Source organism: Salinisphaera sp. PC39 (genome assembly GCF_040361335.1).
Taxonomy (GTDB): Bacteria; Pseudomonadota; Gammaproteobacteria; order Nevskiales; family Salinisphaeraceae; genus APNM01.
The window spans coordinates 72,693-93,648 of the sequence record NZ_APNM01000011.1; the positions used below are offsets into that span (position 1 = coordinate 72,693).

Annotated in this window: 21 protein-coding genes; 12 read left to right on the plus strand and 9 right to left on the minus strand. The window is 69.2% G+C overall.

Features of this window, described 5'->3' with window-relative positions; translation table 11 throughout:
• Window positions 1-105 precede the first annotated feature (105 nt).
• A complete protein-coding gene (locus PC39_RS11715) occupies window positions 106-831 on the plus strand; it encodes a TorF family putative porin (RefSeq protein ID WP_353253577.1) in 726 nt (241 codons plus the stop codon).
• Window positions 832-896: 65 nt separating this feature from the next.
• Here PC39_RS11715 and PC39_RS11720 read toward each other — a convergent pair whose 3' ends face one another.
• Window positions 897-2,414 carry a YifB family Mg chelatase-like AAA ATPase gene (locus PC39_RS11720; RefSeq protein ID WP_353253578.1) on the minus strand — a complete coding sequence of 506 codons (1,518 nt, stop codon included), beginning with the start codon at window positions 2,412-2,414 and terminating at the stop codon, window positions 897-899.
• A gap of 195 nt (window positions 2,415-2,609) precedes the next feature.
• On the minus strand, window positions 2,610-2,873 hold the full coding sequence (locus PC39_RS11725; protein WP_353253579.1) for an accessory factor UbiK family protein: 264 nt from the start codon (window positions 2,871-2,873) through the stop codon (window positions 2,610-2,612).
• Window positions 2,874-3,148: 275 nt separating this feature from the next.
• On the opposite strand from PC39_RS11725, the gene glnK reads away from it, so the two are divergent.
• The 7 genes from glnK (at window position 3,149) to PC39_RS11760 (ending at window position 8,284) form a co-directional block, all read left to right on the plus strand.
• Window positions 3,149-3,487, plus strand: coding sequence for a P-II family nitrogen regulator (glnK, locus tag PC39_RS11730; protein ID WP_353253580.1), 339 nt, complete (start codon window positions 3,149-3,151; stop codon window positions 3,485-3,487).
• A 21-nt stretch (window positions 3,488-3,508) separates the two neighbouring features.
• Window positions 3,509-4,783 carry an ammonium transporter AmtB gene (locus tag PC39_RS11735; RefSeq protein ID WP_353253637.1) on the plus strand — a complete coding sequence of 425 codons (1,275 nt, stop codon included), beginning with the start codon at window positions 3,509-3,511 and terminating at the stop codon, window positions 4,781-4,783.
• Between the two features lie 160 nt (window positions 4,784-4,943).
• On the plus strand, window positions 4,944-6,245 hold the full coding sequence (locus tag PC39_RS11740) for an ammonium transporter (RefSeq protein WP_353253581.1): 1,302 nt from the start codon (window positions 4,944-4,946) through the stop codon (window positions 6,243-6,245).
• 92 nt (window positions 6,246-6,337) lie between these two features.
• Complete coding sequence (locus PC39_RS11745) at window positions 6,338-6,676, plus strand: P-II family nitrogen regulator (protein ID WP_353253582.1); 339 nt, start codon at window positions 6,338-6,340, stop codon at window positions 6,674-6,676.
• A 17-nt stretch (window positions 6,677-6,693) separates the two neighbouring features.
• Complete coding sequence (locus PC39_RS11750; protein WP_353253583.1) at window positions 6,694-7,470, plus strand: SDR family oxidoreductase; 777 nt, start codon at window positions 6,694-6,696, stop codon at window positions 7,468-7,470.
• A 6-nt stretch (window positions 7,471-7,476) separates the two neighbouring features.
• Window positions 7,477-7,899: a DUF4124 domain-containing protein gene (locus PC39_RS11755; RefSeq protein ID WP_353253584.1), complete on the plus strand. Its 423-nt coding sequence runs from the start codon at window positions 7,477-7,479 to the stop codon at window positions 7,897-7,899.
• A 211-nt stretch (window positions 7,900-8,110) separates the two neighbouring features.
• The gene (locus PC39_RS11760; protein WP_353253585.1) at window positions 8,111-8,284 is read left to right on the plus strand and encodes a PLDc N-terminal domain-containing protein; all 174 of its coding nucleotides are present in this window, start codon (window positions 8,111-8,113) and stop codon (window positions 8,282-8,284) included.
• Here PC39_RS11760 and PC39_RS11765 read toward each other — a convergent pair.
• From PC39_RS11765 to PC39_RS11785, 5 genes are all read right to left on the minus strand, one after another.
• Window positions 8,281-9,351: a TIGR04283 family arsenosugar biosynthesis glycosyltransferase gene (locus PC39_RS11765; RefSeq protein WP_353253586.1), complete on the minus strand. Its 1,071-nt coding sequence runs from the start codon at window positions 9,349-9,351 to the stop codon at window positions 8,281-8,283. The genes PC39_RS11760 and PC39_RS11765 overlap by 4 nt on opposite strands.
• A 25-nt stretch (window positions 9,352-9,376) precedes the next feature.
• Entirely contained in the window at window positions 9,377-10,396 is a 1,020-nt protein-coding gene (locus tag PC39_RS11770; RefSeq protein ID WP_353253587.1) for a hydrolase, read from the minus strand.
• Window positions 10,397-10,847: 451 nt separating this feature from the next.
• Entirely contained in the window at window positions 10,848-11,546 is a 699-nt protein-coding gene (gene mtgA, locus PC39_RS11775; RefSeq protein WP_353253588.1) for a monofunctional biosynthetic peptidoglycan transglycosylase, read from the minus strand.
• 21 nt (window positions 11,547-11,567) lie between these two features.
• The gene (locus PC39_RS11780) at window positions 11,568-12,254 is read right to left on the minus strand and encodes a lipid-binding SYLF domain-containing protein (protein ID WP_353253589.1); all 687 of its coding nucleotides are present in this window, start codon (window positions 12,252-12,254) and stop codon (window positions 11,568-11,570) included.
• A 108-nt stretch (window positions 12,255-12,362) separates the two neighbouring features.
• Complete coding sequence (locus PC39_RS11785; RefSeq protein WP_353253590.1) at window positions 12,363-13,001, minus strand: SDR family oxidoreductase; 639 nt, start codon at window positions 12,999-13,001, stop codon at window positions 12,363-12,365.
• Window positions 13,002-13,084: 83 nt separating this feature from the next.
• Here PC39_RS11785 and PC39_RS11790 point away from each other — a divergent pair, with 83 nt between their 5' ends.
• Window positions 13,085-14,728 (plus strand): GMC family oxidoreductase, encoded by a 1,644-nt coding sequence (locus tag PC39_RS11790; RefSeq protein WP_353253591.1) that lies wholly within the window; start codon window positions 13,085-13,087, stop codon window positions 14,726-14,728.
• Window positions 14,729-15,428: 700 nt separating this feature from the next.
• On the opposite strand, the gene PC39_RS11795 is transcribed toward PC39_RS11790, so the two are convergent.
• Complete coding sequence (locus tag PC39_RS11795; protein ID WP_353253592.1) at window positions 15,429-16,604, minus strand: MFS transporter; 1,176 nt, start codon at window positions 16,602-16,604, stop codon at window positions 15,429-15,431.
• Window positions 16,605-16,704: 100 nt separating this feature from the next.
• Here PC39_RS11795 and PC39_RS11800 point away from each other — a divergent pair, with 100 nt between their 5' ends.
• The 3 genes from PC39_RS11800 (at window position 16,705) to PC39_RS11810 (ending at window position 19,642) form a co-directional block, all read left to right on the plus strand.
• A complete protein-coding gene (locus PC39_RS11800; protein ID WP_353253593.1) occupies window positions 16,705-17,589 on the plus strand; it encodes an alpha/beta fold hydrolase in 885 nt (294 codons plus the stop codon).
• Between the two features lie 33 nt (window positions 17,590-17,622).
• On the plus strand, window positions 17,623-18,219 hold the full coding sequence (locus tag PC39_RS11805) for a TetR/AcrR family transcriptional regulator (protein WP_353253594.1): 597 nt from the start codon (window positions 17,623-17,625) through the stop codon (window positions 18,217-18,219).
• 178 nt (window positions 18,220-18,397) lie between these two features.
• Window positions 18,398-19,642, plus strand: coding sequence for an acyl-CoA dehydrogenase family protein (locus PC39_RS11810; protein ID WP_353253595.1), 1,245 nt, complete (start codon window positions 18,398-18,400; stop codon window positions 19,640-19,642).
• 84 nt (window positions 19,643-19,726) lie between these two features.
• On the opposite strand, the gene PC39_RS11815 is transcribed toward PC39_RS11810, so the two are convergent.
• Entirely contained in the window at window positions 19,727-20,908 is a 1,182-nt protein-coding gene (locus PC39_RS11815; RefSeq protein WP_353253596.1) for an acetyl-CoA C-acetyltransferase, read from the minus strand.
• Between the last annotated feature and the right edge of the window lie 48 nt (window positions 20,909-20,956).

The window sequence follows — 20,956 nt, forward strand, 5'->3', positions numbered from 1 at the left end:
CGACATTGGGCGGCGTCACGGGGTCCGGCGCAGCGCTGGCGGCGAAAGCCTCCGATAGGCGCTTACCTGACACGCAATTTAAGGGAGTACGAGGTAATGAAGACGATGAAGCATTTGGCGGTGGCCGGCCTCCTCGGGGGATCCGTCCTCGTTAGCACGCCCGCCATGGCCGAGCTCACGGGTAACGCCGGCGTGATGAGCGAATACCTGTTCCGCGGCCTGACGCAGGGTGACGGCGCCTCCGTGTACGGTGGTATCGACTACAGCCACGAGTCGGGTTTCTATGCCGGCACCTGGGCGGCGACCATCAACGACTTCGCCACCGGTAGCAACGGCGATTACGGCGGCGGCGGCGCCGGCGCCGAGATGGATTTCTATGCCGGCTTCGGCGGCGAAATCGACGCCCTTAGCTATGACCTGGGCGTAATCTACTACTGGTACTCGGAAGAGGACGAGGTCGACGACCCCAACGAGTCCTACAACACGGTCGAACTTTACGGTTCGGTGGGCATCAGCTACTTCACGCTGTCGACCTACTATGCGCCGGACTCCTATTTCGGCGTCGACGACTCTGCCTACGGCGTCTACGGCTCCGCCAGCTTTCCGCTGAACGACATCCTGGCCCTGGACGCGGCCGTGGGCTACAACGCGGGTGACGGCAATGAGGGCTTGATCGGGACCGGCGAAGACTCCTACATGGAGTACAACCTGGGCCTATCCGCTTCGCTGGACAACGGCTTCGGCTTCGGCTTCGGCTTCGTCACCACCGATATCGACAATGACGACCCGAAGATCGTGGTCGACGCCAGCTACAGCTTCGACCTGCAGTAAATCGCCGCCGCTCAGGCGATGACCTCCGGGGCCGCGTTCGCGCGGCCCCTTTTTTGTGCCCATGGTCAGGACGCCGCGGGCCGATCCAGATCCCGCAAGCCCACGGCCTCCGCCACGTGCGGCGCGCGCACGCGCGGGGATTCCGCGAGGTCCGCGATGGTGCGCGCCAGCTTGAGGATGCGGTGGTAGGCACGGGCCGACAGCCGCAACTGGTCCATCGCCTGTTCCAGCAGCGCCCGGCCTTCGGCGTCCGGCCTGCAGTCACGCTCCACCTCGCCGGGCCCGAGCAGCGCGTTGGGCCGGCCGTGCCGGGCCAGCGCGCGTTCCCGGGCGGCGGCGACGCGGGCACGCACCTCGACGCTGGCCTCCGCCGGCCGCGCGCCGCTCCCCAGGAGCTGCTCCCGCGGCACCCGGGCGACCGGGATATGCATGTCGATGCGATCCAGCAGCGGCCCCGAGATCCGTCGGCGATAACGGACGATCGCGTCCGGGGTGCAGTGACAGCGGCCGGAGGCATCGCCGGCATAGCCACAGGGACAGGGATTCATCGCCGCCACGAGCTGGAACCGGGCGGGAAAGTCCGCCTGGCGGGCCGCCCGCGAGATGGTGATCCGCCCCGCTTCCAGGGGCTCGCGCAGCACCTCCAGCACCCGGCGGTCGAACTCCGGCAACTCGTCCAGAAACAGCACCCCCTGGTGGGCCCGGGTGATCTCGCCGGGCATCGGGCCGGCGCCGCCGCCCACGAGCGCCACACCGGAAGCCGTGTGGTGCGGCGCCCGGAACGGCCGCCGGCCCCAGTCGGCCGGATCGAAGCCACCGCCGGCGACCGAGGCGACGGCCGCGGCTTCCAGCGCTTCCTCCGCGCTCATCGGCGGCAGGATGCCGGGCAGGCGCGCCGCCAGCATGCTCTTGCCGCTGCCCGGCGGCCCGGTCATGAGCAGGGAATGGCCGCCCGCCGCGGCGATCTCCAGCGCCCGTCGGGCCCGGTGCTGACCGCGGACATCGGCCAGGTCGGGCGTGTCCCCGCTATCACCGCCCGGCGTGTCCGGCGGTCGCGCCGCCGCCAGCCCGTCGCCGCCGGACAGGGCGCTGGCGACCTCGGCGAGGTGCCCGGCGCCGTAAGCCGCGCCGTCACCGGCCAGCGCCGCCTCCGCGGCGTTCGGGGCCGGCAGGACGAGGGTCCGATCGAGCGCGGCGGCCCGGATCGCGGCCGGCAGGGCACCGTGCACCGGGCGAAGCTCGCCGGACAGGGACAGCTCGCCCAGGAATTCGCGTTCCGACAGGCCCTCGGACGGTATCTGGCCGGCGGCGGCGAGGATACCCAGCGCGATCGCCAGGTCGAAGCGGCCGCCGCCCTTGGGCAGATCCGCGGGGGCGAGATTGACGGTGATCCGGCGGCTCGGGAAGCGGAAGCCGCTGTTGGCGATGGCCGCGCGCACGCGGTCGCGGCTTTCCTTCACCTCGGTGTCCGGCAGACCCACGATCGACAGCGCCGGCAGACCGCCGGCGATATGCACCTCGACCTGGACCTCGGGCGCCTCGACACCGGTTTGCGCCCGGCTGTGGACAGTGGCCAGCCCCATACGCCTCCCTGCGTGCCGGGGGTTCGTTCCTTCGTTCAGGCCGGGTTATTTAACCACAGAGACACAGAGCGCACAGAGATGAAGAAACCATGATTGATTGGTTCATCGGATAGGCCCAGGCGGGTCAAAGGACCGCGTCGCACCTATCGTGGTCATCCAATGACTTGTTGCTCTGTGCCCTCTGTGCCTCTGTGGTTAGCCTTCCTTGGGATTCACCGCCCGCGCACGCTCCAGTTCCCGGACACGGGTCTCCAGTTCGTCGATGCGCTCGCGGCTGCGGGCCAGCATCTCGCGGGCGGATTCGAATTCCTCGCGACCCACCAGACCGAGACGCGGCAACTGGCTCTGCAGCACCGCGCGGAAATTGCTCTCCAGCTCGCGGCGCACCGGTCCCAGACCGGGCGGCAGCACACGGGCGAGGCGTTCGGCGAGTTCCTCCATCGAGCGGGTGTCGATCACGGCTCTTCCTCCGGTTGCGGGACGCAGTGTCGAACCAACCGCCGCCGGTTGCAAGGCCCCGCGGCGGCGCCACGTCGCGCACCGATTTGGTGCGCACGAATGGGGCAGCCCCGCACGGGCCCGCAGGGGTTGCGGCAAGTCATTGATTTCAAATGTCGTAACGAACGTTGGCACGACGAATGCTTTTAATGCTCCCGCAACCATCAGGCTTGCCCGTCCCGAATGCGGCGCCGAGGCGCACCGGGACCGTGAAAACGCATGACAGGAGTGAACCGATGAAACTGATCGCAGCCGTCATTAAGCCCTTCAAGCTCGATGAGGTGCGCGAGGCTTTGTCCGAGGTCGGGGTGCAAGGCATCACGGTCACCGAGGTCAAGGGCTTCGGGCGCCAGAAGGGTCACACGGAGCTCTACCGCGGAGCTGAATACGTGGTGGACTTCCTGCCCAAGGTGAAGATCGAGGTCGCCGTCGACGACGACGCCGCCGACGCCGCCGTGGAGGCCATTTCCAAGGCCGCCCACACCGGCAAGATCGGCGACGGGAAGATCTTCGTCCTCCAGCTCGAGCAGGCCATCCGCATCCGTACCGGCGAGACCGGCAAGGATGCGCTCTAACTTCGCCGTACGAGGGAGACTATCGTGGAAATCGCAGAACTGAGCTACGCGCTCGATACATTTTACTTTCTGGTCATGGCCGCGTTCGTCATGTGGATGGCGGCCGGCTTCTCGATGCTCGAGTCCGGACTGGTGCGGGCGAAGAACACGACCGAGATTCTCACCAAGAACATCGGTCTCTATTCGATCGCCTGCATCATGTTCCTGATCGTCGGGTACAACCTGATGTATCCGGGCACGACCTTCAACACCTTCATTCCGGGGGTCGACTTCATCCTGAGCGCCGCTGACAACAGCGTCGAGGATGTGACGTCGGGGGCCGACGACGCGCCCTACTACTCCACCCTGTCGGACTTCATGTTCCAGGTGGTGTTCGTGGCAACGGCCATGTCGATCGTGTCCGGCGCGGTCGCCGAGCGCATGAAGCTGTGGGCGTTCTTCGTATTCGCCATCGTGATGACCTCGGTCATCTACCCGGTCCAGGGCTACTGGAACTGGGGCGGCGGCTTCCTGACCGACAGCTTCTCGTACTTCGACTACGCCGGCTCCGGCACGGTGCACCTGTGCGGTGCGGTCGCCGCCCTGGCGGGCGTACTGATGCTCGGTCCGCGCAAGGGCAAGTACCGCGCCGACGGCAGCGTCAGCGCCATGCCCGGCGCCAACCTGCCCCTGGCCACCCTCGGCACCTTCATCCTGTGGCTGGGCTGGTTCGGCTTCAACGGCGGTTCCGAGCTCGCCGTGGCCAGCGTCGAGAGCGCCAACAACGTGGCCCGGGTGTTCGTGAACACCAACATGGCCGCCGCCGGCGGCGTGGTCGCCGCGCTGCTGACCGCGCGGATCATGTTCGGCAAGGCCGACCTCACCATGGCCCTGAACGGCGCCATCGCCGGCCTGGTGGCGATCACCGCCAGTCCGCTGTCGCCGCTGCCCCTGGTCGCGACCGTGATCGGCGCGATCGGCGGTGTCCTGGTGGTGTTCTCGATCGTGACCCTGGACAAGCTCAAGCTGGACGATCCCGTCGGCGCCATCTCGGCGCACGGCACGGCCGGCGTCTGGGGCGTGATCGTGGTGCCCTTCACCAACGGTGACGCGGACTTCGGTTCGCAGATCGTGGGCATCCTGTCGATCGCCATCTGGACCTTCGTGACCAGCGCGATCGTGTGGGGCATCCTCAAGGCGGTCATGGGCATCCGCGTGACCGAGGAAGAGGAAGAGGAAGGCCTCGACGTCAGCGAGTGCGGCATGGAAGCGTACCCCGAGTTCACCTCGGGCGGCGCGCGCCGCACCTCGGCCTAGCGGCCGCAACGGACACCGGGCCCGCCCGCGGGCCCGGTTCCGAGCTCACCGGATCGGCGGTCGCGACAGCGGCCGCCGATCTCGGCGTTTAAGGGCCGGCACAGGCCCGCCGAAAAAACCAAGGGAGCGGCACGAACCGCCCCGTAACGGAGAGTAGCCCATGACAATTCGCAAGCTTTCCGCCCGCGCGGCCCTGGCCGCCGCGGGCTTTCTGCCGTGTACGGCCCTGGCCGCCGAGTCCGCCTCGGCAGCCGATACCGCCTGGATCATGACCGCGACCGCGCTGGTCCTGTTCATGACCCTGCCGGGGTTGTCCCTGTTCTATGCCGGACTCGTGCGCGTGCGCAACGTGCTCTCGGTGCTGATGCAGTGCTTCACCATCGCCTGCCTGGCCTCGTTGCTGTGGTTCGCGGTGGGCTACAGCCTCGCCTTCGAGGGAAGCGGCGCCTGGATCGGCAGCCTCGACAAGGCTTTCCTGGCCGGCGTCGGCCGCGACAGCCTCTCCGGCACACTGCCCGAAAGCGTCTTCGCGATGTTCCAGATGACCTTCGCGATCATCACCCCGGCCCTGGTGGTCGGCGGCTTCGCCGAGCGTTTCCGCTTCTCCGCACTGCTCGGTTTCACCGTGCTCTGGCTGTTGCTGGTGTACGTGCCCGTGACCCACTGGGTCTGGGGCGGCGGCTGGCTCGGCGAGATGGGCCTCCTGGATTTCGCGGGCGGCACGGTGGTGCACGTCACGGCCGGCGTCGCGGCCCTGGTGGCGGCGCTGGTGCTCGGTCCGCGCCGCGGCTTCCCGCGCACCGCGATGCCGCCCCACAACCTGACCATGACCGTCTCCGGGGCGGGCATGCTCTGGGTCGGCTGGTTCGGGTTCAACGGCGGCAGCGCCCTGGCCGCCGACGGCAACGCCGGGATGGCGATCCTGGTGACGCATCTGTCGGCCGCGACCGCCTCGCTGGCCTGGATGGCGGCCGAGTGGTGGCGTTACGGCAAGCCCAGCGTGCTCGGCATCGTCACGGGCATGGTCGCCGGCCTGGGTACGATCACGCCGGCCTCCGGCTTCGTCGGCCCGGGCGGCGCGGTCGTTATCGGTCTGGCGGCCGGTGTGGTCTGTTTCGCCGCCACCAACTTCCTGGAGCGGGTCCTGCGCATCGACGATTCGCTGGACGTGTTCCCGGTCCACGGCGTGGGCGGCATGCTCGGCACCCTGGCGGCGGGTATCTTCGCCTCGACCCAGCTCGGGGTGTTCAGCGGCTACGGCTTCGCCGACGGCATCGACTCCATCGGCGGTCAGCTCGGCGTCCAGGCCGTGGGCGTGCTCGCCACGGCGGCCTACACCGCCCTGCTCACCCTGGCGATCCTCAAGATCCTGAACTGGACCCTGGGCCTGCGGGTCACCGAGGAGCAGGAAACCATCGGTCTCGACATCGCCGAGCACGAGGAACGCGGCTACGACCTGTAGCCGGTATCGCGACCGCCGGGCCGGGCACGGCCCGGCGGTCCCGATGATAGACTCCGGGGTTGCTTCATCGAACAAGCCTAAGGGGGCGACCCATGAAGATGGTGACTGCGGTGATCAAGCCGTTCCGGCTCGACGACGTGCGCGAGGCGCTCGCGGAGGTCGGGGTCCACGGCACCACCATGACCGAGGTCAAGGGCTTCGGCCGGCAGAAGGGGCACACCGAACTGTACCGCGGGGCCGAATACGCCGTGGATTTCCTGCCCAAGGTCAAGCTGGAAATCGCGGTCGCCGACGAACTGGTCGACCGCGTGGTCGAGGCCATCATGGAGTCGGCCAAGACCGGCCAGATCGGCGACGGCAAGATCTTCGTGTCGCCCCTGGACCGGGTGGTGCGCATCCGCACCGGCGAGACCGACGCCGACGCGCTCTAGGGCCCTAGCACCCTAATATGACGGCGAAGGCCATCCTGGTCACGGGCGCCGGTTCCGGTATCGGCCGGGCCGTGGCCCAACGGTTTGCCGAGGCCGGCTGGTTGGTCGGCGCCTACGACGTCGACCCCGACGCCGCGGCCGCCACCGGCGAATGCCTCGCCGGCGGGCGTGGCCACAGCGGGGTGATGGACGTCACCGACGACGCCTCGGTGACGGCGGCACTGGACGAGTTCACCAATATCACCGGCGGCCGCCTGGATGTGCTGTTCAACTCGGCCGGCGTGCTGTCCATCGGCGCGTTCTCGGACCTGCCGCTGGCGCGCCATCTTCGCCACGTCGAAGTCAATCTCGCCGGCCTGATGCGCGTGACGCACGCGGCCTTCCCCGCCTTGCGCGCCACGCCGGGGGCACGGGTGATCAACATGTCCTCGGCATCCGCCGACTACGGCGTGCCCGATTTCGCCACCTACTCCGCCAGCAAGTTCGGGGTGCGCGGCCTCACCGAGGCGCTCAACCTGGAATGGCGCGGGCACGACATCCACGTCTGCGACATGATGCCGCCGTTCGTGCGCACGCCGATGCTCGCGGGCGGCCCCGAGCCCCGGAGCCTCCAGCGCCTGGGCGTGCGGCTGGAGGCCGACGATGTCGCCGCCGCGGTCTGGCGGGCCGCCACCGGCCGGCGCCGCAAGACCCACTGGCCGGTCAGCCGCCACTACCGCCTGCTCTATTACACCGGTCTGCTGCTGCCGCCGTGGCTCAAACGCTTGATCATGCGGACCATTAGCGGGTATTGATGGGGCATGAACCGATTCATCACCGGCATGATCCCGGCTCTCCTGGCGGCCGCCGGCGCCGCCGCCGGCGACGTCTATCGCTGGCAGGGCGCCGACGGCGGCCTGCACTACGGCGATAATCCGCCCGCCGGGAGCGATCCCGAACTCGTCCGGCCCGAGCAACGCGCGTTCGACGTCGGGGACAAGACCCCCGGCCGGGCGGCGACGGCCGGTGCCGCGGACACCGACGACGGGGCGGGACGTACCGAGCGCATCCGCCGAGAGCAGTGTGCCAAGGCGCGGGAACGCCTGGAGAGCTACCGCAATGCCGCCCGCATCCAGGTCCGCGAGGACGACGGCACCCGCGACATGAGCGCCGAGGAACGCGTGCAGGCGATCGCCCGGGCGGAGGCGGACGTGGCCGAACTCTGCGGGGACGGCGAAGACTGAGCCGGGAACTGTACCCGCCGTATTGAACTCGTTTAAGCTGGCTTCCGTGGGGGACCGGCTCGCAACGGAGTCGGCATCATGCCCGGTTGGGCCATACTGTTCCTCAGGGCTTGTTCGTCATCTTCCTGGTGCTGTTCGTCGTCAGCCTGGTCCTGCACCTGGCACGCGGCCGGCGCCCGCCCCTGTAACCCCGCAACATAGGAGACCCGCCATGGAACCGATAGGCGGCCTGCTCGGCCTGCTGATCCTGATCGCGGATATCTGGGCCATCGTGCAAGTGGTGAAAAGCGGCGCGGACGTCGCGATCAAGGTGATCTGGGTTCTGGTGATCGTGGTGCTGCCGGTGATCGGCCTGCTCGCCTGGCTGTTGTTCGGGCCGCGTTAGCGGCCCGGGGAGGCGCGGCCGTCGATACGGCGTAGCGCATCGCGCTCGCGCCAACGCCGCCACGGCGCCAGGAGACCCAGGCTGACCACCAGGGTCGCGGCGCCCACGAGCGCCCGCCCGGGCGGGTGTCGCACCAGGCGGTCGAGGCCGAGATCGTGCAGGGCGGTGACGGGCCGCCGGCCGCCCAGCGGCCGCGCCAACAGGAGCTCCAGGGCGAGGCAGGGCTGCCAGGTCTGCTCCGCCACGAAGCCGCCCACGGCATACCAACGGCGCAGGGCCTCGCGCGCGCCCATCTCCCGCATCAGCCGCCGGATCAGGCGAAAGTAGGGTGTGAGCAATACCCGATCGGTCTCGGCCTGCACGCGATAGACATCCGGCGCCCGCTCAAAGAAAGCGCGGAGGTCGGCAGCGTACAAACCCATGATGATCGCCATCAGCAGGTAGCGCCGCCCGGCACCCTCGCGTTCGAAGCGGCGTGCGGAGGTCGCCAGCCGACCCGGCAACAGGCGCCAGGTACCGTGTTCGCGCACCCGCGCGGCGAAGCGCTGGTCCTCCAGGAACGGCAGCGATTCGTCGAAGCCGCCCAGCGCCCGGAACCACGCGGCCGGGACCATCGTCCCCTGGTCGCCGTTGATGCTGTGGGGCCGGCCGGTGGCGCTCTTGGCCTCCATGTAACGGTAGAGGAAATCGTGGTCCGCGCCCGTGCGCTCGAAGCGCAGGGCGAAATGCCCGGCCGTGCGCCGGTCGGGCCGGGCCCGCAGGGTGTCCAGCGCCCGCCGCAATTGATCGTCCGCGGTCGGCCGGCAATCGGCGTGCAGGAACAACAGCCATTCGCCCGCGGCAACGGCGGCGCCGGCGTTCATCTGCGCCCCCCGACCGCGCGGTGCGGCCACGACCCGCGCGCCGTGCGCCGCCGCGATAGCCGGCGTCGCATCGGTCGAGCCGCCGTCGGCGACGATCGTCTCCAACGCGATCCCGCGCTGCGCGGCCAGCGCCGCCAGCAGCGCCGGCAGGGCTTCCGCCTCGTCCAGGGTCGGGACGACGACCGACAGGTCCGGGCGCGGCATCAGCGGCGGGACGGCGGCCGCCGGGTCAGCCCGGCGCGCACTCGGTCTGCGGCTCGGCGGCCTTCGCGGCCGTCAACCGCTCGCGCAGGAATGCCGGTATCCGCCGCTCCAGCCAGTAGACCGGCCGACCCAGCCGGTCGCCGGCGACGAAACCGACATGGCCGCCCTGTGCGGCCAGTTCCAGCCGCACGTCGGCCGAGAGTCGCGATTCGTCGGGTACCACGTCCGGCGACATGAAGGGATCGTCGCGCGCGTGCAGCACCAGCGTGGGCACCCGGATATCCTTGAGGAACGGGCCGCTGCTGGCGCGGGCATAGTAGTCGGCGGCGCCGTCGAAACCGTGCAGCGGCGCCGTCAACGCCTCGTCGAAGCTGTGGAAATCGCGCAGCCGGGTCAGGTCGGGCAGCTCGAACGGCGGCGTCACGACCGCGAACTTGCGCTCGGCCGCCCGCCGCATGTTACCCAGCAGGTGCCGTTGGTAGGCACGCGAGAGCCCCTGGTTGATGGCGCGTGCGCACAGTGCCAGGTCGAACGGCACCGACACCGCGCAGGCCGTCGTCAGCGGCGCCCGCGATCCACGCTCGCCGAGGTATTTGAGCAGCACGTTGCCGCCCAGCGAATACCCCACCGCCGCCAGCGGCGCCCGCGGGTAGCGCTCGCGCAGGCGTGTCAGCAACGTGGCGAAATCGCCGGTGTCGCCGGAATGGTAACCGCGCGGCAGGCGGTTGGGCTCGTGGCTCGCACCGCGGAAATGCATCAGCAGGCCCCGCCAGCCCAGGCCCCGCAATTCGCGCAACAGGCCGCGCGCATACTTGGATTCGATGGAGCCGGTAAGCCCGTGCAGGATCACCACCACGGGTGTGTCGTCCGCGGCCGTCGCCGGCTCGGGCAGCCAGGCCAGATCCAGGAAGTCGCCGTCGTCCAGCTCCAGGCGCTCGTGCCGCACATCCAGCGGCGCCGGACGGCGCACGACGGAGGCGAACACGGTCTGGGCGTGGGGACTCCGCAACAGGGGATGCGGACGGAATTCGCTGACGACGATCACGCGTTCGGCAAGGTGGCGGAATGTACCTCGCCAGGATACCGCAGACACCCGACCGGACCGTGAACGGCCCGGTCGGGCCGCGGACTCCTCCCCCAATGGAGTTGCCGTACAGGCAGCTCCCTGAGCGGGACGGGTCCGTCCCGCCGTCGATCAAGCGCCGAGGCGCTCGATCGGTCGAAACCGAATCCGGACCGAAGCCGGACTCGGCCTGCCGGCAAAGACACATGCCCTTTCCGGCAGCCCCCCTTGGGCCGGCGTGCCGCGATCCGCCGGTCTCTCCCCCCGACGGCCGTGGCTTATCGTCTGCCGATACCCCCCAGGAAACCGTTGCCGCAGGCCGGCGACCGCCAGGGCGGTCTCTCTCGCCGAATCAACGACCGTATTCCGGTAATCCTGTTTTCAACATATCAGGGAATGTAGGCAATAGACATGGCGCTGAGTAGGTAAATTCTTACTTCGCGACGTGGACAATCCCTTCCAGATGGCCCCGCCCGAGCCGGGCCATCTGTTCCAGGATCCAGTCCCGCTGCTGCCGGACATAGGCATCGGCCGGCGCCGGACTGTAGCGGGTGGGGGCCGGCAGGACGGCCGCCAGGGCCGCGGCCCGGGCAGGCGTCAACCGGTCGGCGGTCACGCCGAAATGATGCCGTGCCGCGGCCTCCGCGCCGAAAACGCGGTCATCGAACTGGGCAATATTGAGATAGACCTCGAGGATGCGGCGCTTGGGCCAAAGCAGCTCCAGCCACACCGTGAGATAGGCCTCGATCCCCTTGCGCAGATAGCTCTTTCCCGGCCACAGGAACAGGTTCTTGGCCACCTGCTGGGTGATCGAGCTGGCCCCGCGGACGCGGCCGCCCCGCGCATTCTCTTCCAGGGCGTCACCGATCGCCGACCACACGAAGCCGTGATGATCGGGAAAGGTCTGGTCCTCGGCGGCGACCGCCGCCAGCGCCAGCGACGGCGCGATCCGGTCCAGGTCGCGCCAGAGATAGCGGACGGACGGCCCCGAGGCGTCGCTTTGCCAGTGCACGCGCAGCATGAACGCCGTGACCGGCGGGTCGACCCAACGCAGGCAGAGAATGGCGGCGGCCGGCGTCAGCAGGAACGCGGCGACGACCGCCGCCGCCAGGCGGGGCCAACGTCGGCGCATCTCGTACGCCCCGGTCCGGGGCTACTCGGCCGGACGCGGCAGATAACGCTCCAGGGTTTCCATGAACCGCTCGCCCGCCGTCGGGATGTCGGTGTCGCTGCGGCCCAGAATCTCGTAGGCGGAGATGCCGGCTTCGCTGTAGAACTCGGCATTGGCGCCGTCGTCGATGGATAGCGCCGCGCCCTCCACCGACACGCCGGCGAACAAGCCCCGGGCACGCGAGTAGGAATAGACCTCCGCATCGAAACGGACGTTGGTCGCGGCGGACGCGCTGCGCCCGACCGGTCCCGCGGCCACCGAAGCGTCGCCGCCCAGGGTGATGTCGCCGCGCGCGATGCGGTCGATACTGCGGCGGGATTTGAAGACCAGGATGATATCGGTGCTGGAGGCGCCGATCTGCCAGCCGACGCTGCCGCCGGTCAGGGACACGAAACTCGGATTGCTCCATTTGCCGTTATCCCGGCGCACGGCCATCACGCCGGTGCCGTGCCGGCCACCGACGATGAAGCTCACCTTGACCACGGAGGGGATCACGGCGATGCCGTAGGCATCCCGGAGCAGGGTCGGCGGGATCGCGTTCTCCGGGATTTCCATGAAATCCCGGAGCACCGTGCGGGCGGTATCCAGCTTTTCCGGGGGGCCCGCGGACACCGCCAGCGGCAGCGCGAGCAACAAGGCGAGGCTCAGGCTACGGATGCATTGCGTCATGTTCGGCACTCCTGCATATCGTCGACGGCCCCTTCGACCCCGGCCCGCTGTCGCGGTTCACGCGCAGCCTACAGCATAACCGGCCGGCCACCTACAACCCGCACACCGCTAGAGTGCCGCCACCGCCTCGTCGATGGGCGTGTCACCGCCGATGCACTCGATCTGCCGACGCATGGCGCTGGGTGCCTCCAGCACCGCGGCCAGCACGGCGGCGGCATCGGCGCGCGGAATCTCGCCATACTCGCCGGCAAGGCTCTCCGCCGCGCGGACCCGCCCGCGCGGCGGCTCGTCGGTCAGCCGGCCCGGCTTGACGATCCGCCAGTCCAGATCCGTGCGCCGCAGGTAATCGTCCGCCGCCTTCTTGGCGCGCAGGTAGTGCCGGAGCTTTTCGGGAGCGGTCTCGATCGCCTCGGTGCGCATGGCCGACAGCATGATGAAGCGCGGCACGCCGGCGGCCACCGCGGCGTCGATCAGGCGCACGGCCCCGTCGCGGTCGACGTCGAGGGTCTTGTCGGGGCCCGTGTGCGGGCCCGAACCGGCACAGAAGAACACCGCATCGCAGCCGGCGACGGCTTCGCCGCAGTCGTCCTCGAGGTCGCCCGTCATCGGTTCGGCCCCGGCCTCGCGCATCGTCGGCGCCTGGACCGGGTCCCGGATCAAGGCCCGCACCGTGTGCCCGCGTTCCACGAGCAACGGCAACAACCGACGCGCCACCTTGCCGTTGGCGCCCGCTACCAGTATCCGCATCGCAAACTCCGGTGGATGTTGGTATAAATACGGAATTGACCGATAGGTTAACAATATCGGGATTCTTAGGTACTGGAGGAGAGATGGGCGACGACTTCGATTACGTCATCGTGGGCGCCGGCTCGGCCGGCTGCATCCTGGCCAACCGCCTCAGCGCGGACCCGCAGACCCGGGTCTGCCTGCTTGAGGCCGGCCCCAAGGACAACCGCCCCTGGGTGCACTGGCCCGTCGGCACCCTGTTCCTCCTGCGCGGCCGCAAGCGCAACTGGCAGTTCGATACCGCCCCCCAGGCCGAGCTGGGCGACCGCGAGCTGTACTGGCCCCGCGGCCGGATGCTGGGCGGCTCGTCGAGCATGAACGGCATGATCTATATCCGCGGTCACGCCCGCGACTACGACCACTGGGCGGAGCTGGGCAACCGCGGCTGGGGCTGGAACGACGTGCTCCCCCTGTTCAAGCGCGAGGAATGCTTCGAGGGCGGGGCCAACGACTATCACGGCGGCGAGGGCACCCTCCGCGTATCCGGCCCGCGCTACGTGAATCCCCTCTCCGAGGCCTTCGTGGCGGCCTGCGGCGAAGTCGGCATCCCCCACAACGACGACTTCAACGGTCCCGTCCAGGAAGGCGCCGGCTACTACCAGGTGACCATCCACGAGGGGAAACGCTGGAGCAGCGCCCGCGCCCACCTGACCGACGACGTCCTGGCCCGCCCCAACCTCACCGTGCTCACCGGCGCCCATGCGACCCGGGTGCTGTGCCGCGAGGGCCGCGCCACCGGCGTCGCCTACCGCCAGCGCGGGCGCGACCTGGAAGCCCGCGCCCGCCGCGAAGTGATCGTGGCGGCAGGCGCCGTGCAGTCGCCGCAGCTCCTGATGCTGTCCGGGATCGGCCCGGCCGCGGAACTCACGCCGCACGGCATTCCGCTGGTGCGCGAACTACCCGGCGTGGGCGGCAACCTCCAGGACCACCTGGACATCATGATCAACGTGCGCTCGCGAACCCGTCACTCGTTCGCCATCGCCGCGTCCGCGGTGCCCCGCGACACGCTGCACATGCTGCGCTACGCCTTCCGCAAGCGCGGGCTGTTCTCCTCCAACATCGCCGAGGCCGGCGCCTTCGTGCGCACGCGCGAGGATCTCGAGGTCCCCGACGTCCAATACCACATGATCTGCGCCCTGCTCGAAGACCACGGCCGCAAGCTGCATTACGGCTACGGCTACTCGCTGCACTGCTGCCCGCTGCGCCCGTATTCGCGCGGGCGCATCGGCCTGCGCAGCGCCGACCCCATGGCCTATCCCAACATCGACGCCGGCTATCTCAGCGACGACCGCGACATGGAGACCATGCTCGCCGGTCTCCGGATCGGGCGCCGCATCCTCGGTGCCACCCCCTTCGACCGCCACCGCAAGCGCGAGATCGCGCCCGGCGAGGAGGTGCAGGACGAAAGCGCCCTGCGCGAATTCGTGCGCCAGCGCGCCGAGACCATCTACCACCCGGTGGGCACCTGCAAGATGGGCCACGACGACATGGCGGTGGTCGACGACCGCCTCCGGGTGCACGGCCTCGAGGGGCTGCGGGTGGCCGACGCCTCGATCATGCCCACCCTGGTCGGCGGCAACACCAACGCCGCCTCGATCATGATCGGAGGCAAGGCTGCGGACATGATCCTGGAGGAACGCCGCGCCACGGACACACCGGAGCCCGCCGCCGCGGCCGCCGCCGGCTGAGACGTTCAACACCGCGTGACGCCGCCTCGTGCGCCCCACGGCGGGAAAGCCCGCACCCGCCGTGGGGATCACGTTCCTGGCGCCGACCGCAGCGCGAATTGGCGCAGCTCTGGAACGAAAGCCGTAGCCAAGCTACGGCTTGAGAGAAGAGCAAGCCAAGCGCATCGCCCCGAGAGGCGGAGCGGGGCCCCGCCGCGCAGCGGTGGGGTGCGACCCTCGGCGGGGCAAATCCGCCCTGTGTTGTCGCGAAGCGATATTCCGCCCGCCGGCGGTCGCATCCCGGCTACGCCGGGAACCCTGCTCCTCGCCTCGGGCGGACAGGGCAAGTCAGGTACGTGATAGCACGAGACAGCGATACCGGCCCGCAGGCAGGACGGGCATTGGGCGACCGCTTCAAATTTGTTTGACCTCCCAGCGTGACGCTGCCTCGTGCGCCCCACGGCGGGTGCGGGCTTGCTTAGAAGACCGGGCGGGCCGGATAGGCCCGCCCGGAAGCCGCGATTTGGCGGGAGAGGAGCCCAAAGGATGCGGGCCCGGGATTGCGACGGAATGACGTCGCCGGCCGCACACCCTTTTCGCTCGCCCATGGGATTGCAAATCGCGTGCCACCCATGACGGCCCGTATTACCGTGCCCGGGCGCCCTGCGCCGGGCCATTTCGGTGCGGCTGCACCGGCATCGCACCCAGCCGGCGGGCGGAATCAGGCGCGGGCAGCGGCCTGACGGGCCAGGATACGGTTGAGAATCACGCTGACGCCGATCGCCGCGACGCCGAGCACGGCCCCCACGGCACCGTTGTAGGCCAGCGTGCCGGTCATGGCGGCCACCCCACCCAGCATCGCGCCCAGGCCCTGCCCCAGAAAGACCGCCGAGGCGTTCAACGCCAAGGCGAGGTGGGCATGCTCGCCGGCCTGCTCGACCAGGCGGTACTGCTGCAGGGGCATGAAGGCAAAGCCCGGGAAGGCGGAAAAGAAGAGCACGGCCGCCACCGCGATACGGCTCGCCGTGCCGTGCCCGAGCGGCGCCGCCAGCGAGTAGCCAGCCGTGGCCAGGGTCATCATCACGAGAAAGATCGTGGCCATGCGCGCCGGATCGATGCGGTCGGCCAGCGTGCCGCCGACGTAGGTACCCGCGATGGCCGCGAAGCCGAATACCAGCAGCAGGCCGCCGATGGCGTCGTCCGCCAGGCCGGTCAGTTCGGAAAGCACCGGGCCGATGTAGCTGAATACGCTGAACCCGACCGCGATCGCCAGCACCGTGAGCACCAGGATCGGCGTGATGCCGGGCTCGCGCAGCACGGCGAAGGCCCCGAAACCGCCGTGCGTGGCGCCGGGCACCGGCGGCAGCACGCGATAGACCGCCGCCGCGGCCACCCAACTCAGGCCGCCCAGGCCCAGGAACATGGCGCGCCAGCCCGCCAGTGCGCTGACATAGGTGCCCAGCGGGATGCCCAGGGCGAAGGCCACGGTGATCCCGCCCATCACCAGGGCCAGCGCGGCGCCGCGCCGGTCCAGCGGCGTCAGACCCGCGCCCACCGCGAGCGCGATCGGGGTCGCCAGGGCCGCCGACAGGGCGCAGAGGACGCGACTGAGCAGCAGGACGCCGAAATCCGGCGCGACCGCGGCCAGCAGATTGGCCGCCCCGAATGTCACCAGCGCGGCACAGAGCAGCCCCCGTCGCGGCAGGCGCGCGGTGGTCGCCGCCAGCAGCGGCGCGGCCACGGCGTAGGCGATGGCGAACGCCGATACGAGCTGTCCGGCTACGCCCACCGAGACGCCCAGGTCGACGGCCATGGGGTTGAGCACCCCGGTCACGAAGTACGTGGAGGTACCGAGCACCAGCGTCGCGCAGGCCAGCGTGAGTGTGATTCGGTTCATGCTTCGGCGATCCTTATGGCGCGGTCGCGGGCCGTAGCTTGCCACGATATGCGTCCGCGGCCATGCTGCGCGGGTTCCCATCGCCGACAGGGGCCCCGTCATGATCCGACCCGCCGTTCTGGATCGACTGCTGTGGCGCATCCCGACCGACTTGCCGCCGCACGCCCAGACCCGGACCGTCGAGACGCACGGCAGCCGACTGCGCGTTCGCGATACCGGGGCCGGCAAGCCGGGCGTGGTCTTCATCTGCGACCCGCCGAACACCGTCGAGCACTACGACGACCTGATCGCCGAGCTCGGCGGCAACTATCGATTGCTGATCCTGGAATTGCCCGGCTTCGGCTTTTCCCGCGCCGACGATCTCGATGCCGTTACCTTCGCGGGCAGCGTGGCCGCCGTGGAGTCGGCCCTGGCGGCACTCGCGCCGGGGCCGGTCGTGCTCTGCGGACCCTGCGTCGGCGGTTTCGTCGCCGCGGCGGTTGCCCGGCGCGGGCGAATCCCGGTCGCCGGGCTCGTGCTCATGCAGACCCCGGACACCGAGGGCATGCGTGCCTGGACCGCGCGGATGGACGCTCGGGGCCATTTGCGCCGCCCCTGGCTGGGGCAACTCCTGACACGCCTGACCGCCAAGCGGCTGACGGCGTTATGGTATCGCTATGCCGTGGGCCGGGACACCGACCCGCGGCCGCTCGCCGATACGGCACTCGCCGTGCTGGAGCGGGGCGGCGCCTATCCGCTGGCCACCATGTTCCAGCTTTGGAGCCGGGACATGACGGACCAGCCGGTGGCTTGCCCCACCCTGGCGATCTGGGGCGAGCAGGACCGCAGCCACAAATACACCGACCGCGAGTCGTCGCGGCGACACGCGCCCGATGCGACGCTATGCCGCTTCGAGAATTGCGGCCACTTCCCCGATCTCGAGAATCCCGCCCGCTTCGCGGCGACCGTGCGGCCGTTCCTGGATACTCATCTCGGCAAATTCTAGAATAATATTCTATTCAATCGCCGGGACATGAGCATGAGCAGAAACACCTCCGAGCGCCGCGACCGTATCCTGGCGGCCGCCCTGCAATGCTTCAACGAGAAAGGAGTCGAAGCTACCGGCATCGGCGAGATATGCACCCGATCGGGTGCCAGCATCGGCAGTGTGTATCACCACTTCGGCAGCAAGGAAGGCATCGCTGCGACGCTACTGGCGGAAGGATTGCGTAGCAACACGCACCAGCTCGAGGAACGCCTGGAACGGACCCGTGGCGCCCAGCCGGGTATTCGGGCGGTCGTGGCGTCGCTAATCGACTGGATCGCCGCGCACCCCGATTGGGCGCGCTTCATCTATACCGTGACCCACGGCAGCCTGAACCAGGCCGGCGGCGCGGAACTTCGGACAGCCAACGATTATCACGCGCAACTGATCGAGCGCCACTTCGGACCGCATATCAAGGCCGGCGAGTTCCGCCGCCTGCCTAGCGAGTGTCTCGCCTCAATCGTCGTCGGACCGGTACACGACTTCGCGCGCCGGTGGCTGGGCGGGCAGATCTCGGGGGATATCAGGGACTACATCAACGTATTCGCGAACACAGCCTGGATATCCGTGCGCAACCCCCGCCAAGCATAACCGGCCGCGCCGGTTTGCATCGCACCCTCCATTGATCATCGCGTCAGCTCGCCGGGCGAAGCCGCCCGGCATCATTGCGACGGCGTCGAATAGAGCCCCGCTATCGCGCCTCTTTTCTTGACAAGTACTAGAATATTATTCTAGAAATATATTCTAGAACGTGCGATCACCTTAACCCATGCGGATCGCCGCCCGGATTCCGGAAATCAAGGAGAGAGACATGGCTCATGCCGCAACTTCCACGGCGCCCGGCAGCTACATGCTGCCGCCGCGTCAGGCCGAGATCCGCGGACAGGCGGAAACGTTGGCCGCCCATTTCGCCGAGCGCCAGCGCGAGATTCGACGGCACCCCTTCGAGCACGGCGAGCTGCATCCCGAGCTTTGGGCCGAGATCCGGGAACGGGGCTGGCCGGGCTTGCTCGTGCCGCCGGACCAGGGCGGGTGCGACGGCGGATTGTGGGGCATGGCCCTGGTGCTCGAAACGCTTGCCGCGTCCAATCTGGTCCTGTGGATGCCCGTGCTCACGGCCGCGATCGGACATGCCATTGCGCAAGTCGGTCCGGATACCGCGCGCGAACGCTGGCTCGAGCGCATCGCCGCCGGGGAGACGCTATTGGCCCTCGCCGCGACCGAGCCCGAGTGCGGTCACAATCTGTTCCGCGTTCAAACCACGGTGCGCCCGGCGGGCGATGGGTTCGTGGTAGACGGGGTGAAAGCGGTCACGTCCGGTATCGACCTCGCGGAGCGCGTTCTCGTGTTCGGACGGACGCCGGGCGAAAAGGAGGGCGATAAAGCCGGATTCACTGCGGTACTGATCGATCCCGAAGCTGCGGGCGTGGGATACGAGGAGTTGCCCATGCGGGGCCGTGAGGGCGTGCGACAGTTCCGACTGACACTCGACGGCGTGCGGGCGCCGGCCGAGGATCTCGTCGGCGGCACGGGCGGGGGCCTGCAGGTCCTGTGGCCATTCACCCACGTGGAACGGCTGCTCACGGCAGCGCTGTGTCTCGGCACCGCGCGCTACTGCCTGTCGCGTGCACTCGCTCGCGCCAAGGAGAGAACGATCTTCGGCAAGACCCCCATTGGCGCCGAGCAGGCGATCCAGCATCCACTGGCCCGGCTCTCGGCCCGCCTGGATGCGGCACAATTGCTCGTGTACAAGGCCGCGGCGGATTTCGACGCCGGGGGCGATCTCCTGACCATCGCGGGCGCGGCCAACAAAGCGAAGGTGCTCGCGTCGGACCTAGTCTACGATGCCGCCGACCACGTCGTGCAGACCCTGGGCGCGCCCGCCTGGGACGAGCGCGAGGGGATATTGGACGTCTTTCTGGACGCGCGCCTGTCACGGGCCGGGCCGGTCTCCCAGGAACTGGCTCTCAACTTCATCGCCCAGCACGTGCTGGGGCTGCCCAGTCACCGCTGAGAGGAGGCGCGAGACCACTCCCGGCGCATTGCGCGAGCCGTCGATAACGGCTCAGCGCAATGGCCGGCACCGAATGGGTTGGCGTCAGCGCGTGACCGCCAGGGCCACGCCCTGGCCGCCGCCGATGCACAGCGTGGCCAGGCCGCGCGAGACGTCGCGCTTGATCATCTCGTGGATCAGGGTCACCAGGATGCGGCAGCCGGAGGCGCCGATGGGATGGCCCAGTGCGATGGCGCCGCCGTTGACGTTGACCCGGTCCAGGTCCCAGCCCAGCTCGCGGGTGACCGCCAGCGACTGGGCGGCGAACGCCTCGTTGGCCTCGATCAGCTCGAGGTCGCCGACCTCCCAGCCGGCGCGCTTGAGGCAGCGCTTGGTCGCCGGCACCGGACCGATGCCCATGATCGCCGGGTCCACCGCGGCGTTGGCGTAGGCCGCGATCCGCGCCAGCGGCGTCAGACCCAGCTCGGCGGCCTTCTCGGCGGTGGTGACCAGCACCGCGGCGGCGCCGTCGTTGATGCCGGAGGCATTGGCCGCGGTCACGCTGCCGTCGCGCTTGAAGGCGGGCTTGAGCTTGGCCAGGCCCTCGGCGGTGACGCCGGCGCGCGGGAACTCGTCACGGGCGAAGGACACGGGATCGCCCTTCTTCTGCGGCACCTCGACCGGCAGCACCTCGTCCTCGAAGCGGCCGGTCTTCAGGGCCTCCTCGGCGCGCTGCTGGGAGCGGGCCGCGAACTCGTCCTGCTCGGCGCGGGAGATGTCGTACTTGGCGGCCAGATTCTCCGCCGTGATCCCCATGTGGTAATCGTTGAAGGCGTCCCAAAGGCCGTCGTGGATCATGCTGTCCACCAGCTTGGCGTCGCCCATCTTGGTGCCGGTGCGGGAATTGGGCAGCACGTGCGGCGCCGCCGACATGTTCTCCTGGCCGCCGGCGACCACGAGCTCGGCGTCGCCCAGGGCCACGGACTGGGCCGCCAGCATCACCGCGCGCAGGCCGCTGCCGCAGACCTTGTTGATGGTCATCGCGGGCACCGACTCGGGCAGGCCGGCCTTGATCGAGGCCTGGCGGGCGGGGTTCTGACCGCAGCCGCCGGTCAGCACCTGACCCATGACGACTTCGTCCACCGTCTTGGGCTCGATGCCCTGCTCGGCCAGCAGGCCGCGGATCACGTGCGCGCCCAGATCGGCCGCCGGAACCCCGGCCAGGGTACCGCCGAAGGCGCCGATCGCCGTGCGCTTCGCCGCCGCTATGACCACCTCTCGCGTCATTTCGTTCTCCAAATCCGAAACAGGATTGTCCTACAATTTGGCGCCACT

What these genes read in the sequence shown, in the direction of transcription:
- PC39_RS11745 (WP_353253582.1), top strand. Translation starts at nt 6,338, where the DNA reads ATGAAGATGGTGACTGCGGTGATCAAGCCGTTCCGGCTCGACGACGTG.
- PC39_RS11790 (WP_353253591.1), top strand. Translation starts at nt 13,085, where the DNA reads ATGGGCGACGACTTCGATTACGTCATCGTGGGCGCCGGCTCGGCCGGC.
- PC39_RS11810 (WP_353253595.1), top strand. Translation starts at nt 18,398, where the DNA reads ATGCGGATCGCCGCCCGGATTCCGGAAATCAAGGAGAGAGACATGGCT.
- PC39_RS11740 (WP_353253581.1), top strand. Translation starts at nt 4,944, where the DNA reads ATGACAATTCGCAAGCTTTCCGCCCGCGCGGCCCTGGCCGCCGCGGGC.
- PC39_RS11750 (WP_353253583.1), top strand. Translation starts at nt 6,694, where the DNA reads ATGACGGCGAAGGCCATCCTGGTCACGGGCGCCGGTTCCGGTATCGGC.
- mtgA (WP_353253588.1), bottom strand. Translation starts at nt 11,546, where the DNA reads ATGCGCCGACGTTGGCCCCGCCTGGCGGCGGCGGTCGTCGCCGCGTTC.
- PC39_RS11765 (WP_353253586.1), bottom strand. Translation starts at nt 9,351, where the DNA reads ATGCCGCGCCCGGACCTGTCGGTCGTCGTCCCGACCCTGGACGAGGCG.
- PC39_RS11780 (WP_353253589.1), bottom strand. Translation starts at nt 12,254, where the DNA reads ATGACGCAATGCATCCGTAGCCTGAGCCTCGCCTTGTTGCTCGCGCTG.
- PC39_RS11795 (WP_353253592.1), bottom strand. Translation starts at nt 16,604, where the DNA reads ATGAACCGAATCACACTCACGCTGGCCTGCGCGACGCTGGTGCTCGGT.
- PC39_RS11800 (WP_353253593.1), top strand. Translation starts at nt 16,705, where the DNA reads ATGATCCGACCCGCCGTTCTGGATCGACTGCTGTGGCGCATCCCGACC.
- glnK (WP_353253580.1), top strand. Translation starts at nt 3,149, where the DNA reads ATGAAACTGATCGCAGCCGTCATTAAGCCCTTCAAGCTCGATGAGGTG.
- PC39_RS11815 (WP_353253596.1), bottom strand. Translation starts at nt 20,908, where the DNA reads ATGACGCGAGAGGTGGTCATAGCGGCGGCGAAGCGCACGGCGATCGGC.
- PC39_RS11785 (WP_353253590.1), bottom strand. Translation starts at nt 13,001, where the DNA reads ATGCGGATACTGGTAGCGGGCGCCAACGGCAAGGTGGCGCGTCGGTTG.
- PC39_RS11760 (WP_353253585.1), top strand. Translation starts at nt 8,111, where the DNA reads ATGGAACCGATAGGCGGCCTGCTCGGCCTGCTGATCCTGATCGCGGAT.
- PC39_RS11720 (WP_353253578.1), bottom strand. Translation starts at nt 2,414, where the DNA reads ATGGGGCTGGCCACTGTCCACAGCCGGGCGCAAACCGGTGTCGAGGCG.
- PC39_RS11715 (WP_353253577.1), top strand. Translation starts at nt 106, where the DNA reads ATGAAGCATTTGGCGGTGGCCGGCCTCCTCGGGGGATCCGTCCTCGTT.
- PC39_RS11805 (WP_353253594.1), top strand. Translation starts at nt 17,623, where the DNA reads ATGAGCAGAAACACCTCCGAGCGCCGCGACCGTATCCTGGCGGCCGCC.
- PC39_RS11755 (WP_353253584.1), top strand. Translation starts at nt 7,477, where the DNA reads ATGAACCGATTCATCACCGGCATGATCCCGGCTCTCCTGGCGGCCGCC.